Below are 13909 nucleotides of genomic sequence, written 5' to 3'. Positions count from 1 at the left end.
GGCCACCGTCGCGACCCCGGATAGCGGCCATTGTGGTCCATGTGGGTGATACCGTGCTCGGCGTCTCCGTGACACCGGCGCTCGCGTGCCGTTAGTAGTGCGAAGCTATTCGGAGGCAGAAAGGACGCTCACGATGCCGACGATCGGCGACGTGGCGGCGCGAGCGAATGTGTCGACGGCGACCGTGTCGCGCGCGCTGAACGGGAAAGCCACGGTCGATCCCGAACTCGCCAAGCGAGTGCGCGCCGCGGCGGAAGAACTCGGGTATCGGCCCCACGGGCCTGCCCGCAACCTGCGCCGCAAAACGACCGCGACACTGACGCTGGTCGTCACCGACATCGGCGATCCATTCTTCGCCGCGCTCGCCCGGGGACTCGAGGACACCGCTCGAGACAGCGGCTACTCCGTCGTGCTCTGCGACACCGACGACGACCCCGCCAGGGAGCGGTCCGCCCTCGACGTCGCGCTGCAGGAGCGCGTCGCGGGCGTCGTCATCGCCCCAACAAGCGCCGCGACTGACGTGAGCAAACTGATCGATCACGGTGCCGCGGTCGTCGCGGTGGACCGGCCATTGGACGAGCCACGCAGCGACCGAGTGCTCGTCGACACGCGAGCGGCGGCGGCCAAGGCCACCTCGCAGCTGCTCGACGCGGGCTATCGCCGGATCGGCTACTTCGGCTGCCGTGCGGATGGCTACCCGGATCGGCAGCGCCTCGCCGGATACCAGGACGCCCTGGGAACGAACGCCGACGAGTGCCTTATCCGCCACGCCTGTCCCCGCTCTGACACCGCCGCCAGCGCTATCCGGGACCTGCTCACGCCACCTGTGTCCGCCGACGCGCTGCTGATCGCGTCACCACAGCTCACACCGGACACGCTCGGGGCGGTGACCGAGCACGAACTGGCGCTCGGCACGGACTTCGGCGTCGTCGCGTTCGACGTCGCGGCGTGGGCGATGGCGGTGCGACCAGCGCTGTCGGTGGTCAGCCAACCGGCCTACGAGATGGGCGTGACCGCCGCACGGCACATTGTCGCGCGACTCGCGGGTGAGACCGGCGCACCGCGGCACACGGAGCTGAGTCCGGAGTTCGTCGTCCGGGGCAGTTCACTGCGTGAGTCACGGTGAACACACGAGCGCACGAAAGCGCACGCGCGTGCTATGATGACGCCATGACCGCGGGATTGGAATCGGTCCTCGCCGAAGCCGGGTTGAAGATCGACCCGGGCAAGTTCCTGCGGCTCGTCGCCGACGCGGCACGCAAGGTCTCGCCGCCGCAGCCGAACCCCGCCGACTACTTCTCCCCCGCGCAGCGACAGGTACTAACTGACGTCGGACTCGATCTGTCGTCCTATGACGAGCGGGAGACCGACCCGAGGGCCAGCACCATCGCGGCACGTGCGGTGTTCGCGGACTCGTCGTACTCGGTCGCCGACACCGCGCGGCTGCTCGGTATCGACAGCAGCCGGGTGCGGCACCGGCTCAAGGAAGGCAAGCTCACCGGCTGGAAAGACAAGGGCTGGCAGCTACCCGCGTGGCAGTTCAGCGGCTCGACCGTACTGCCTGGCCTGGACGTCGTGCTGCCCGCGCTGCCGGAGGACCAACCGCCCTTGATGATCGCCGCGTTCATGAACACCCCGCAGCCCGATCTGGAGATCGACGGCAAGCCCGTCACCCCAAGGCAGTGGCTGCTCGCCCACGGCGACCCGCACGCGGTCGCGGAGCTGGCGTCGACCCTCGGCACGGCGGCCTGACCGCGCCTTGGTCCATATGGCACGACTCCCACCCCCGCCGTCGGCGTCCGAGCTGGCTGGCGCCCTCCGACCCGAGGAAGACGTCGTCGCGGTGCATCCAGCGACCAGGCTGGTACGGATCTTCACCGCGCTCGGCAACCACCCGCAGCGCTGGAACTCGTTCCGCTACACCGGGCCGCTGCCGCACGGCCGGTTCGACCCGCAGCAGCCCGCGCCGGACGGCACGCCCGCCACCGACGATCATTCGGGCGTGCTCTACTTCGCGTTGTCCGTACGCACCAGCGTCGCCGAGGTGTTCCAGACGACGTCGGCCGTCGACCGCACCACCCGCTCACCGCACCTCGTCGTGCTCCGGCCCGCCCGCACGTTGCGACTACTGGACCTGTCCGGGCTGTGGCCCACGCGCGTCGGCGCGTCGCAGGAGATCTCCAGCGGGCCGAAGAAGATGACGCAACGCTGGGCAAGGGCGATCCGTGCGGCGCATCCGCGGCTCGACGGCGTCTGGTACCGGTCGTCGATGGACTCCGGCGAGCCCGCGCTATGCCTGTGGGACCCGCCCGCCAGCGCGGCACTCCCGGAAGAGCCGGACGTCTTGCTGCCGCTCAACCACCCCGGTCTCGACCTGCCACTGACCAGGGTGTGCGACGAGCTGGGGTACTTGCTGCTTGGCTGAGACGGAGTGCCTGGGGATCACGACGACTGGTGCACCGGCTCCTGGCGCGGCTCGAGCCCGCGCTTGCGGTCCCTGCGGCCCTTGAGCAGGCTCGCCACCGTCGTCGCGAGCAACACGGACGCGATCACGCCGAGAGAGACCCAGTTGTTGATCTCCCACTCAGGCGGCGTCCAGCCGTACTTGTACGTCGCGTGCAATACCAGCTTGACACCGATGAACGTGAGAATGGCCGCCAGCCCGTACGACAGGTAGACCAGCTTGTCGACGAGACCGCCGATCAGGAAGTACAGCTGGCGCAGGCCCATCAGCGCGAAGGCGTTCGCGGTGAACACGAGGAACGCCTCTTGCGTGATGCCGAAGATCGCCGGGATGGAGTCGACGGCGAACAGCAGGTCCGCGCTGCCGATCGCGACGATCACGATGAACATGGGCGTGATCCAGCGCTTGCCGTCGCGCTTGACCATCATCTTGTGCCCAACGTAGTCGTCGGTGACGGGAAAGAGCTTCCGCAGCCGCCGGACGAGGGCGTTCTCGTGATACTCCTCCTGCTCGCCGCCACGCAGCATGCTGATCGACGTCCAAATCAGAACCGCGCCGAAAAGGAAGAACACCCAGACGAACTTCGCGATCAGCGCGGCACCAACCGCGATGAACGCACCGCGCATGATCAACGCGAGCAGGATGCCGATCAGCAGCACCCGGTGCTGGTGGATGCCAGGCACCCGGAACGACGTCATGATCAGCATGAAGATGAACAGGTTGTCGACGCTGAGGGAGTACTCGGTGATGTATCCGGTGAAGAACTCGACGCCGGGATCATGACCCGCGAAGTACCAGACGCCCGCGCCGAACACGACAGCGCATGCGACGTAGAACGCGACCCACCGGGCGGCTTCGCCGGTGGTGACCTCGTGCGGTTTTCGATCGACGATGACCAGGTCAAGCGCGATGAGCGCCAGGAGCCCGCCTACGGTCGCCAGCCACAGCCACAGTGGAACGGTCATGAAGATTTAAGCCTCCGGTGAGCGGTTTACGTAAGCCACTTCGCCGGAGGTCTCTTCCACCAGCGCCGAGACGCTGGCCGGGGTGCCGGGCGCATTTCCCGAGGGGAGCACGCCGAGCTGACGACACCACCGCGAAGGAATACTCCCCTCCACGTACAGCCCCCATAGTGACGGCTGTTGCTCTTCCGCGCCACAGAACGTACCCGGTATCACCGTTACGCCACGAATTAGGTACCGATCTTGGGACTGCTGAGACCTTCTCAGCGGCCGTCACATACGGTCGCGTGCGTGCTCCGAATCGTCCCGCGCCCCCTGGTCCGGCTCGTTCCGCACGGTCGCCGCACCCGCATCGCCGCCGCGGCACTCGCGGTGGTCCTGCTCGGCGCGCTGATTGTGGTGTTCACCACCCCAGGGGAAGACCCACCCTCGGTGATGACGCACGAAGAGTTCATCGAGGTCCCCACGGCACCCGGATCGCCGTCACAAGAGCGACTCGACATCACCCTGTACGTGCCCGACACCGCGCGGGAGACACCGGCGCCCGCGATCCTGCTCCCCCACGGCTTCGGCGGCAGCAAACGCAGCGTCGCTCGCGACGCGCGGGAGCTCGCCGAGCGCGGGTTCGTGGTACTCGCCTACACCGCACGCGGGTTCGGCCGTAGTACCGGCATGATCGCGCTCAACGATCCGGACGCGGAAGTCGCCGACGCGAGCGAACTGCTGGACTATCTGGCCGCGCAACCGACCGTACAGCGCGACGCCGACAACGACCCGCGCGTCGCCGTCACGGGCTCGTCATACGCGGGTGCGTTGGCGCTGTTACTCGCGGGGACTGACGAGCGAGTTGACGCCATCGCGCCGGTGATGACTTACCACGACCTCGGGCAGTCCCTGTTACCGAACGCCGCGCGCCACGGCCGGTTCGAGCCCCGCTCGCCAGCGCGGATGCTCGCCACCGACGACGGCGTGTTCAAGCAGGGCTGGGCGGGTGTGCTGTTCTCCGGCGGCCTCGGCGCGGGTGGCATTGGCCCCACCGCGGATGCCCCCGAGCCAGGTACGGAGGAGGACGACGTCACCACGGCGGATCCCGCCCCTGGGTCCCAAGGCGCCTCCGGCTCCGGGCCGGATGTCGGGCCTGATGCCGCGACTGGTGCACGACCGTGTGGCAGGTTCGCGCCCCAGATCTGCGCGGCGTACAACGACCTGGTGCGCGACGGCGAAGCCAGCGAGCGCACTCTTAGACTGCTCGAGCGCGTCTCTCCCGCATCGGTGACTGATCGGATCGACATACCCGCCCTGTTGGTGCAGGGCGAGCGAGACACGTTGTTCGGGCTGGACCAGGCCGACGCCAACGCCCGCGACATACACGACGCTGGCGGCGAGGTGCGGGTCGTCTGGTACGCGGGCGGGCACGACGGCGGCGGACCAGGCGCGACACTGCGCGCCTCGATCGCGGACTGGCTGGCGTTCCAGCTCGAGGGTCCGCGGCCGCCGAAGGACAACCCGCTGCCCGCGTTCCGCTACGACGTCCAGGGCACGTTCCAGGCGACCCGGGCTCCCTCCGTGCGGGTACTGACCGCTGACCGGTATCCCGGCCTCGACCGGGACGTCCCCGCCGTCGATCAGGAGTCAGTGCGGCTCAGTGGACCGGAGCAGGTGGTGATCAATCCACCCGGTGGGACGCCCGCCGCCATCAGCGGTATCCCCGGTTTCACCGGTCTGGCCGACTCGTCAGCGCGACCGGGGCTACTCAACGTCGATCTGCCCGGTCAGTCCGCGCGGTTCAGCTCCGGCGAGTTCACCGAGCAACTGCTGGTTACCGGGTCGTCGACGATCCGGCTTCAGGTCACGCCGCTGCCGTGGTCCGGGGGTGCCCGCGGCACCGAGGGCACCGGGCCGCTGTTCGTGAAGCTCTACGACATCGGCCCGACAGGGCAGCGCACGCTGCCGGGCAACGCTGTGTCGCCGGTGCGCATCCCTGACCTGCGAGTCGGAGAGACCGTCGAGGTGACGGTGAGTCTTCCGCCGATCGTGCGGCCCGTCCAACCGGGACACCGATTGGAACTCGTGGTGGCGACCACCGATCGCGCCTACACCAACGCGACGCAACCGGCCGCGTACCGGATCGGGTTGGCCGGTTCGGGCGAGCTGGCCGTGCCCGAGGTGTCTGGCGAGGCGACGACATCGGGCTGGCCGGTGTGGCAACTGGCGGGCATCGGCGGCCTCGGGTTGCTTGCCGTCGCGTTGCTGGCGATCACCGCGCTGCGACGGCGGCGGGCGGACGGCGTGGACGAGTCGCTGGCCGACGTCCCGCTCGACATCACGGGGCTCACGAAGTCGTATCCGGGCGGGATCACCGCGGTGTCGGAGCTGTCGTTCCGCGCCGAACGAGGCCAGGTGCTCGGCCTGCTCGGACCGAACGGTGCGGGCAAGACGACCACCCTGCGCATGCTGATGGGCCTCGTCACGCCCACCTCGGGCGAGATGCGTGTGTTCGGGCATCGGGTGCGACCCGGCGCGCCGGTGCTGTCGCGGATCGGGTCCTTTGTGGAGGGACCAGGATTCCTGCCGCACTTGTCCGGCGCGGCGAACCTCCAGCTGTACTGGGACGCCACCGGACGTCCCGCCGACAAGGCGCATGTGGCGGAAGCGCTGGAGATCGCGGGCCTGGGCGACGCGGTACACCGCAAGGTCGGCACGTACAGCCAGGGCATGCGGCAGCGGCTCGCGATCGCGCAGGCGATGCTCGGGCTACCGGAGCTGCTGGTGCTGGACGAACCGACCAACGGGCTCGATCCGCCGCAGATCCACCAGATGCGTGAGGTGCTGCGGCGCTACGCGGCGACGGGACGCACCGTGTTGGTGTCAAGTCACCTGCTCGCCGAGGTGGAGCAGACGTCAACCCACGTTGTGGTGATGCATCGGGGCAAGTTGGTCGCGGACGGTGCGGTCGGCGAGATCGTCGCAGCGGGCGGCGAGGCGAGCTTCGTCGTCGACAAGCCGGACGAGGCCGTGGCCGCGCTCAACGACGTCGACGGCATCTCGGCGGTGCGGGCGGACGGCGACACGGTGCACGCCGACCTCGACGGCCTTCCCCGGTCGACGGCGGTGTCCGCGCTGGTGACGGCCGGTGTCGCGGTGGAGAACGCCGGGCCTCGGCGACGCCTTGAGGATGCGTTTCTGCGGCTGGTGACGTCGGAAGGACAGGAGCAATGAGCTCGGAGAAGGACACGGGCGCCGCGGCGACCGGCGGTGCGGACGCCGCTTCTGGCGGCGAGACGCGTGCCGCGCACGTCGATCACGGCGTGCACACCGACCCGGCGGCGTTGGTGGAGTTCAGCAGCGCCGCCGAGCACGAACACGCCGCGGCCACGCCGTCGGGTGCGGTGACCGGATACGACGCCCGCCGAACGCTGCCGTTCGGCGTTGAGCTGCGCCGCCAGTTCCACCGGCGCCGCACGCATTTGGTGCTCGGTCTCGCGGTCGTCGTGCCGTTGCTGCTGGTGTTGGCGTTCGAGTTGGGCAGCGACGACCCTGACCGGCGCTCCGGCGGGTTCATCGACTTGGCGACGGTCAGCGCGCCGAACTTCGTCGTGGTGACGCTACTGGTGTCCGGATCGTTCCTCCTTCCGATGGTCGTCGCGTTGTTCTTCGGCGACACCGTGGCGAGCGAGGCGTCGTGGTCAAGCCTGAAGTATTTGCTGGCGATCCCGATTCCCCGGCTGCGGTTGTTGCGACAGAAGGCGCTGGTCGCGGGGAGCTTGTCAGTGTTGGCGTTGACGGTGCTGCCTGGCGTCGCGCTGCTCGCGGGCGTGATCTGGTACGGCGCGGACGCCGCGATCAGCCCGACCGGCGAGTCGGCGTCGTTCGGTGTGAGCCTGGTGAACTTACTGCTCGCGGTCGCCTACATCATCGTGCAGTTGAGCTGGGTCGCGGGCGTGGCGATGTTTCTGAGCGTGTCGACCGACGCGCCGCTCGGGGCGGTCGGCGGCGCGGTCCTGGCGACGATCATCTCGCTGATGCTGGACCAGATCACCGCGCTGGAGGACCTGCGAGTCGTGCTTCCGACGCACCACGCGCGGGCATGGACGGATCTGCTCGCCGCCGACGTCGACTGGTCCGCCATGGCTACCGGCGCGTTCACCTCGCTGTGCTACGCCACGCTGTTCGGTGTGCTCGCCGCCCGCGCCTTCGCACGGAAGGACGTGACCAGCTAGCACTCGGCGAATCGCCGGAACCCGGAACACACCGCACCGTAAGTCGGGACTCGCGGCACCAGATCTCGGGACTCGCGGTCGCTTACTCCACGCCGGCGGCGTCCATGCCACGGAGTTCGCGTTTGAGCTCGGCGATCTCGTCGCGCAACCGTGCCGCGAGCTCGAACTGGAGGTCCCGCGCGGCCTGCATCATCTGGTCGGTCATCTGCGCGATGAGGTCAGCCAGCTCAGCACGAGGCATGGACGACGGATCCTGGTTCGTCAGCACGCCCGAACTGCGGACGCCACCGCCCTGCTCCGGCTGCTTGCCACGCGACACGTTCCGCCCGGACCCACCGACCTCGACGGTTTCCTCCGAGTCGTCAGCCTCGGTGTAGACGCGGTCGAGGATGTCGGCGATCTTCTTCCGCAGCGGCTGCGGATCGATGCCGCGCTCGGAGTTGTACGCGATCTGCTTCTCGCGCCTGCGGTTCGTCTCGTCGATGGCGTACCGCATCGAGTCGGTCATCGTGTCCGCGTACATGTGCACCTCGCCGGACACGTTCCGCGCGGCGCGACCGATCGTCTGGATCAAACTCGTGCCGCTGCGCAGGAAGCCTTCCTTGTCGGCGTCGAGGATCGCGACCAGCGACACCTCGGGCAGGTCGAGCCCCTCACGCAGCAGATTGATGCCGACCAGGACGTCGAAGTCACCGGTGCGCAGCTGCCGCAGCAGCTCCACCCGGCGAAGAGTGTCCACTTCGGAGTGCAGGTAGCGCACGCGAATGCCGAGTTCCAGCAAGTAGTCCGTGAGGTCCTCGGCCATCTTCTTGGTCAGCGTGGTGACGAGCACCCGCTCGTCGGCCTCGGCGCGGGTGCGGATCTCGTGCACCAGGTCGTCGATCTGCCCCTTGGTCGGTTTGACCACGACCTTCGGGTCGACCAGCCCGGTCGGGCGGATGACCTGCTCGACGAACTCGCCGCCCGCCTGACCCATCTCGTACGGACCGGGCGTGGCGGACAGGTACACCGTCTGGCCGATGCGATCAGCGAACTCCTCCCAGCGCAGCGGCCGGTTGTCCAGCGCGCTCGGCAGCCGGAAGCCGTGCTCGACCAAGGTGCGCTTACGGGACATGTCGCCCTCGTACATGCCGCCGATCTGCGGCACCGTTACGTGTGACTCGTCGATGACCAGCAGGAAGTCCTCGGGGAAGTAGTCGAGCAGCGTCGCGGGCGCGGTCCCGGCCTCTCGGTCGTCCATGAAGCGCGAGTAGTTCTCGATCCCGGAGCAGAACCCGACCTGACGCATCATCTCGATGTCGTACTGCGTGCGCATCCGCAGCCGCTGCGCCTCGAGCAGCTTGTTCTGCCGCTCCAGCTCGGCGAGGCGCGCCTCCAGCTCGGCCTCGATGTTGCGGATGGCCTTCTCCATCCGCTCGGGGCCGGCGACGTAGTGGGTCGCGGGGAAGATCCGCACCTCATCGAGCTGCTGCACGACCTCACCGGTCAGCGGGTGCAGGTAGTACAGCGAGTCGATCTCGTCGCCGAAGAACTCCACCCGCACGGCCAACTCCTCGTAGGCCGGGATGATCTCGACGGTGTCGCCGCGCACCCGGAACGTGCCCCGAGAGAACGCCAGGTCGTTGCGGGCGTACTGGACGTCGACCAGCGCGCGCAGGAACTCGTCGCGATCCACCTCGTCGCCGACGGCCAGCCGCGCCGACCGGTCGAGGTACGACTGCGGCGTACCTAGGCCGTAAATACAGGACACGCTGGCCACCACGACGACGTCGCGTCGGGAAAGCAGGTTCATCGTGGCGGAGTGCCGCAGCCTCTCGACGTCGTCGTTGATCGACGAGTCCTTCTCGATGTAGGTGTCGGTCTGCGGGACGTACGCCTCGGGCTGGTAATAGTCGTAGTAGCTGACGAAGTACTCGACGGCGTTGTTCGGGAAGAAGTCCCGCAGCTCGTTCGCCATCTGCGCGGCGAGCGTCTTGTTCGGCTCAAGGACCAACGTGGGCCGCTGCACCTGCTCGATCAGCCACGCCGTCGTCGCCGACTTGCCGGTGCCGGTGGCGCCGAGCAGCACGACGTCCTTCTCCCCCGCCTTGAGCCTGCGATCCAGCTCCGTGATGGCCTCGGGCTGGTCACCAGCGGGCTCGTAGTCGCTGACGACCTTGAACCGGCCGTCGGCGCGCGGGATGTCGCTCACGGGCCGGAACTCGGACTGCGCGAGCACGGGGTGTTCGGTTGCGAAAGCCACGTCTCCAGCCTAGGCGCGACCACCGACAGTCTGCCGCGTGCCTGCTCACTGCGGCACCATGAAAGCCATGGCAGCCCATCCGCCCAAGGTAGAGATCTTCGACCTCGACGCCAGGAGCAACACCGATCCGAAGCGGATCCCCCGCGACGTCGAGGAGTTCCGCGTCGAGCCGTTCGGCCTGTACATGGCGCGACCAGCGCCTGGCAGGCGCCAGTTCCACTACATCGAGTCGTGGCTGCTGCCGGAGCAGGGGCTGCGGGTGACCGACTTCTGGTTCAACGAGGGGCACGAGCGGGATCAGGACTTCTACCTCGACGTCGTACGGGTCGAACGCGGCGAGCGGCAGTGGCGCACCCGCGACCTCTACCTGGACATCGTGCTGCGCACCGGCAAGGACGCCACCGTCCTTGACGCCGACGAGCTGCTGGCGGCGAGCCACGCAGGGCTGATCGACGACGCGGACACACTGTTCGCGCTGGAGACGGCGTTCCACACGGTCGACGCCCTGGCCCGGCATGGCCACGACCTGCACCGCTGGCTCACGACGCTCGGCGTCGCGCTGACCTGGCGACGGTGACCACGATTCGGGAAAATCTTCCTACATTCTGAGAGCATTGGTGCTAGCCTCGCCGGATGAGCGAGACAGGCTACGTCCACGGGCACCACGAGTCGGTGCTGCGGTTCCATCGCACGCGCACCGTCCAGGACTCCGCCGCGTACCTGGTGCCGGAGCTGCGCGCCGGAGCGTCCGTGCTGGACGTCGGCTGCGGTCCGGGGTCGATCACGGCAGACATGGCCGAGCTGGTCGCGCACGTGACGGCGGTGGAGACGTCCACGGAGGCGCTGGCCGCCGCCGCGCGGCTGTGCGCCGAGCGGGACCTGCGCAACGTCCGATTCGCGCACGCCGATGTGGCGACGCTGCCGTTCGCCGACAGCGCTTTCGACGTTGTGCACGCCCACCAGGTGTTGCAGCACGTGGCCGACCCGGTGGCGGCGTTGCGGGAGATGCGGCGGGTCTGCGCGCCGGGCGGGGTCGTAGCCGCGCGGGACGCCGACTACGCCGCGATGACCTGGTACCCGGAGTCGCCAGGGATGTCGGACTGGCGGGCGGCGTACCGGCGCGCCGCCCGCGAGGAAGGTGGCGAACCCGACGCCGGACGACGTCTGCTGTCCTGGGCGTTGGACGCCGGGTTCACCGACGTCACGCCGACGACGTCGACCTGGACCTACGCAACGCCGGAGTCCCGCTCCTGGTGGGGCGGGCTGTGGGCGGAGCGTGTCACGCGGTCGCGGTTCGCGGAGACTACCGCGCGGCACGGCCTGGCGACGGCCGCCGATCTGGAGCGAATGGCGGCGGCGTGGCGCGCCTGGGTGAATGAGCCAGGCGGCTGGTTCGCCGTCCTGCATGGGGAGGTGTTGTGCCGGGTGCCATGAAGGGCATCTTACTGGCATCTGGCGCCAGTAAGATGCCCTTCATGGCGACGCCGTCGGCGCCTCAGGCGCGGGACACGACGTCGTTCCTGGCTCCACCGACACGCTCAGCCCTGGCATCTCGAACGGGCCGATGATCTCCATGTCGTACACCGTTCCGGTGATGCGGCTGAACTCCGCGAACGTGGCGTCGATGCCGAATCGGTGCTGAGTCGGGTCGGCTTCAAGGGGGTTGTCGGTATAGCTGCCGTCGGCGTTCTTGACCGTGGTGGTGTCCTCCGCGGTGATGCCGAATTTCACCACGCCGTCGAGCGTGAGGTTGCCCTTGACCTCGAGACCGTCCAGTTCGACGTTACGCGCGTCGATCTCCCACGTCGCGAGATCGCCATCGCCGCCGTGCAGCTTGATGGTGAACGCCTGCCCGGCGACGGTCTGATGCACCGCGACACACAGCTCGTTGAGCTGCCCCTCCGCGAAACCGACCCGCGCGAGCCGGATGTTCTCCACACTGACGGTGCCGTCGTCGGCCCGCACCTTGCGGGGGTTCTCGACGACGCCGAGCGCGAAGTCCACCCCGTAGAGCCCACTGGTGGCGAGTTCGAACGTCCTACCCTGGATGACGACGTGGCTGGCCAGCGCGCCTTGGGCCACGCCGACACCGAGGAGCACCGTGATCAGCAGGGCGGGCAGGCCCAGCACCGCCGACCTGCCCCACCGGGTACCCCCGTACGTGCTGTCGCGCTCCGCCATCACGTGCCGCCCGTCACCCGCAGCGTCGCGTCCGGCAGATACACCGGGTTGTCCCGTTCTCCCGGCACAGGATCGGGGTTGTACGAGGTGATCGCGTAGGCGCTCATCCGCAACCAGCAGCCGGAGATGTCCAGCCCGATGTTGTCCGGCACCCAGGTCCAGGTGAACGCGCAGGTCCCCCACTGGAACTCCAGGTCAGTGCCCCAGACGTCGGTCCACATGTACTCGCCGTTGGCATTGGTGCCGCCCAGTTCGATCGGGCCTGGCGCGGTGATGTCGACACCGTAGTCGGCGCGCGACTCCTGGATGAGGATATGCTCGTCAACGACGAGCCGCTCGAACCGGTAGTGGTTCACCGTTGTGGTCGAACCATCCGCCAGGGTGATCGTGGTGGTACCCAGATCGGTGAAGGAATACGCGTGCCACTCGTAGTCGTCGATGAGCGGATCCTCGTCACCGAAGTAGATCCGGTACGACTGCGGCACCACGCAGAATCCGATGTTCGGGTCCTCGACGCAGTCGGTCTGGGCATGCGCGCGGGCGTCGGTGAGGTCGGGCACGATGGCGGTCGCGCCAAGCACGGTCAGCACCACGAGCCCGGCCAGCACCCGCCACGCGGCGCGACGGCGGGGCAGTCTCACGCGGCGGCCTCCACCGGCGACTCGGTTCCCTCGACCTCGGCGGCGCCACGGTCCTCACGACGTGACCGCTTCGGGCCCCAGCCGAAAATCATCGTCCCGCCCAGCACTCCGAGCAGCGTGCCGACGAGGAACCCGCCGAGGTTGGAGGCGACGAACGCCGCCACCGCGAACACCGTGCCGAGCACCCCACACACCGTGCGCTGCGACGGCGAAAACCACGCCAGCAACGCGAGGCCCATCATGCCGCCGCCGAGCAAGTATCCCGCGATGCCGGACGCGCCAGCGGAGAGCACGACCTCGATCGGCGCGACGGTCAGCCGCATCACCGCCCAGCCGCCGAGCATCAGCCATAGGCCGCCCCAGAACGGCCGCGTGCGCCGAAAGTCGGCGAACCAACGCCATCCCGCCGAGATCCGCTTGGTCATCACGCCAGTCATCAGGCCTCCTCGCTCACTCAGCACGTGCTTTGGCCGAGCTCGACGTTCAGCTTCAACTGCGGCAGGCCGATGCTGCCGATCAGCTCCACCGTGTATGCGGACGCGGTGAGGTCGTCCACCGTGACGGTGCCCGCCTCAAGTCCGAACTCACCCGCCGTGCCGCCGGAGAGCGGTGTGCCCCCCATCTGGACGTCGTCGGCGGACTTGCCGAGGAACATGTCGGCGAACGAGCTGTTCGTGCCGTCGACGGCGGTCGCCTCCAGGATCAGGTCGGACGCGTTGATCTCCGGATCGGTGCCCTCCGGAGTCCCATCCACGACCTCGCCCGCCCGGATTTTGAGCGTGTAGTCCACTCCCGCGATGGACTGGTGCACGTACCCACACAGACCGTCCAATTTGGCCGACTTGAACCCGGCACGGACCATGCCCTCGCTGGCGCCGTCCGCGCCGTCGTCCTTGAGTCGCTCGTGCATGAGTGCCGCGAACCCACCGCCCACGACCTGGTCGGACTTGATGGTGAACGGCTTGTCGACCACCATGAAGTTCGCGGCGAGCAGCCCTTGGGACAGCGCCACACCCATCCCGGCGAGGGCACCGACGGCGGGCAACGCGAGCGCCATGCTGCGTAGCGGTCGTGAGCCGCGCCGAACGTCGTCCCGTGCGGTGCGGCGCATCTCGCGGTTCCAGCCGCCGAGCGCGGCGCCGCCCTTGCGTACGGGCGCGCCGAGCGCGCGCCGCAGCCGTCCTGATTTCACGTGCTGT

Annotated in this window: 13 protein-coding genes; 7 read left to right on the top strand and 6 right to left on the bottom strand. The window is 68.5% G+C overall.

Going from position 1 to position 13909, the window contains the following annotated elements; all coding sequences use genetic code 11:
- Nucleotides 1–133 precede the first annotated feature (133 nt).
- Genes ACFQGD_RS14880 through ACFQGD_RS14870 form a run of 3 tightly spaced genes read left to right on the top strand, consistent with a single transcriptional unit; the run spans nucleotide 134 to nucleotide 2425 of the window.
- Nucleotides 134–1126 (top strand): LacI family DNA-binding transcriptional regulator, encoded by a 993-nt coding sequence (locus ACFQGD_RS14880; RefSeq protein WP_345398661.1) that lies wholly within the window; start codon nucleotides 134–136, stop codon nucleotides 1124–1126.
- A 44-nt stretch (nucleotides 1127–1170) separates the two neighbouring features.
- Entirely contained in the window at nucleotides 1171–1752 is a 582-nt protein-coding gene (locus ACFQGD_RS14875) for a DNA-binding protein (RefSeq protein ID WP_345398657.1), read from the top strand.
- A 16-nt stretch (nucleotides 1753–1768) separates the two neighbouring features.
- Nucleotides 1769–2425, top strand: a complete 657-nt coding sequence (locus tag ACFQGD_RS14870) for an RES family NAD+ phosphorylase (protein WP_345398654.1) — start codon at nucleotides 1769–1771, stop codon at nucleotides 2423–2425.
- A 17-nt stretch (nucleotides 2426–2442) separates the two neighbouring features.
- Here ACFQGD_RS14870 and ACFQGD_RS14865 read toward each other — a convergent pair whose 3' ends face one another.
- Nucleotides 2443–3429, bottom strand: a complete 987-nt coding sequence (locus tag ACFQGD_RS14865) for a TerC family protein (RefSeq protein WP_345398651.1) — start codon at nucleotides 3427–3429, stop codon at nucleotides 2443–2445.
- A gap of 288 nt (nucleotides 3430–3717) precedes the next feature.
- Here ACFQGD_RS14865 and ACFQGD_RS14860 point away from each other — a divergent pair, with 288 nt between their 5' ends.
- Nucleotides 3718–6645 carry an alpha/beta fold hydrolase gene (locus ACFQGD_RS14860; RefSeq protein ID WP_345398648.1) on the top strand — a complete coding sequence of 976 codons (2928 nt, stop codon included), beginning with the start codon at nucleotides 3718–3720 and terminating at the stop codon, nucleotides 6643–6645.
- Complete coding sequence (locus ACFQGD_RS14855; protein WP_345398645.1) at nucleotides 6642–7646, top strand: ABC transporter permease; 1005 nt, start codon at nucleotides 6642–6644, stop codon at nucleotides 7644–7646. Before ACFQGD_RS14860 ends, ACFQGD_RS14855 begins: the two co-directional genes overlap by 4 nt.
- Nucleotides 7647–7728: 82 nt before the next feature.
- On the opposite strand, the gene uvrB is transcribed toward ACFQGD_RS14855, so the two are convergent.
- Nucleotides 7729–9888, bottom strand: coding sequence for an excinuclease ABC subunit UvrB (gene uvrB / locus ACFQGD_RS14850; protein WP_345398642.1), 2160 nt, complete (start codon nucleotides 9886–9888; stop codon nucleotides 7729–7731).
- Between the two features lie 67 nt (nucleotides 9889–9955).
- On the opposite strand from uvrB, the gene ACFQGD_RS14845 reads away from it, so the two are divergent.
- Together ACFQGD_RS14845 and ACFQGD_RS14840 are read left to right on the top strand one after the other, a co-directional pair.
- The gene (locus ACFQGD_RS14845) at nucleotides 9956–10465 is read left to right on the top strand and encodes a ribonuclease FAU-1 family protein (protein ID WP_345398639.1); all 510 of its coding nucleotides are present in this window, start codon (nucleotides 9956–9958) and stop codon (nucleotides 10463–10465) included.
- Between the two features lie 56 nt (nucleotides 10466–10521).
- Nucleotides 10522–11322, top strand: a complete 801-nt coding sequence (locus tag ACFQGD_RS14840) for a class I SAM-dependent methyltransferase (protein ID WP_345398636.1) — start codon at nucleotides 10522–10524, stop codon at nucleotides 11320–11322.
- A gap of 39 nt (nucleotides 11323–11361) precedes the next feature.
- Here ACFQGD_RS14840 and ACFQGD_RS14835 read toward each other — a convergent pair whose 3' ends face one another.
- From ACFQGD_RS14835 to ACFQGD_RS14820, 4 genes are read right to left on the bottom strand one after another with little or no spacing between them, the layout of a single operon-like run.
- Nucleotides 11362–12069, bottom strand: coding sequence for a DUF6230 family protein (locus tag ACFQGD_RS14835; RefSeq protein ID WP_345398633.1), 708 nt, complete (start codon nucleotides 12067–12069; stop codon nucleotides 11362–11364).
- Nucleotides 12069–12710: a hypothetical protein gene (locus ACFQGD_RS14830; protein WP_345398631.1), complete on the bottom strand. Its 642-nt coding sequence runs from the start codon at nucleotides 12708–12710 to the stop codon at nucleotides 12069–12071. Before ACFQGD_RS14830 ends, ACFQGD_RS14835 begins: the two co-directional genes overlap by 1 nt.
- Nucleotides 12707–13147, bottom strand: coding sequence for a DUF6114 domain-containing protein (locus ACFQGD_RS14825; RefSeq protein WP_345398628.1), 441 nt, complete (start codon nucleotides 13145–13147; stop codon nucleotides 12707–12709). Before ACFQGD_RS14825 ends, ACFQGD_RS14830 begins: the two co-directional genes overlap by 4 nt.
- Before the next feature lie 17 nt (nucleotides 13148–13164).
- The gene (locus tag ACFQGD_RS14820) at nucleotides 13165–13902 is read right to left on the bottom strand and encodes a DUF6230 family protein (RefSeq protein WP_345398625.1); all 738 of its coding nucleotides are present in this window, start codon (nucleotides 13900–13902) and stop codon (nucleotides 13165–13167) included.
- Between the last annotated feature and the right edge of the window lie 7 nt (nucleotides 13903–13909).

The organism is Haloechinothrix salitolerans (assembly GCF_042662605.1).
Taxonomy (GTDB): domain Bacteria; phylum Actinomycetota; class Actinomycetes; order Mycobacteriales; family Pseudonocardiaceae; genus Haloechinothrix_A; species Haloechinothrix_A salitolerans.
The sequence above is the reverse complement of the archived record's forward strand: the minus strand, read 5'-3'. Positions and strand labels throughout refer to the sequence as shown.

Coding starts and splice junctions, on each gene's coding strand:
- ACFQGD_RS14865 (WP_345398651.1), bottom strand. CDS start 3,429: ATGACCGTTCCACTGTGGCTGTGGCTGGCGACCGTAGGCGGGCTCCTG.
- ACFQGD_RS14870 (WP_345398654.1), top strand. CDS start 1,769: ATGGCACGACTCCCACCCCCGCCGTCGGCGTCCGAGCTGGCTGGCGCC.
- ACFQGD_RS14880 (WP_345398661.1), top strand. CDS start 134: ATGCCGACGATCGGCGACGTGGCGGCGCGAGCGAATGTGTCGACGGCG.
- ACFQGD_RS14825 (WP_345398628.1), bottom strand. CDS start 13,147: ATGACTGGCGTGATGACCAAGCGGATCTCGGCGGGATGGCGTTGGTTC.
- ACFQGD_RS14840 (WP_345398636.1), top strand. CDS start 10,522: ATGAGCGAGACAGGCTACGTCCACGGGCACCACGAGTCGGTGCTGCGG.
- ACFQGD_RS14835 (WP_345398633.1), bottom strand. CDS start 12,069: ATGGCGGAGCGCGACAGCACGTACGGGGGTACCCGGTGGGGCAGGTCG.
- ACFQGD_RS14855 (WP_345398645.1), top strand. CDS start 6,642: ATGAGCTCGGAGAAGGACACGGGCGCCGCGGCGACCGGCGGTGCGGAC.
- ACFQGD_RS14845 (WP_345398639.1), top strand. CDS start 9,956: ATGGCAGCCCATCCGCCCAAGGTAGAGATCTTCGACCTCGACGCCAGG.
- ACFQGD_RS14875 (WP_345398657.1), top strand. CDS start 1,171: ATGACCGCGGGATTGGAATCGGTCCTCGCCGAAGCCGGGTTGAAGATC.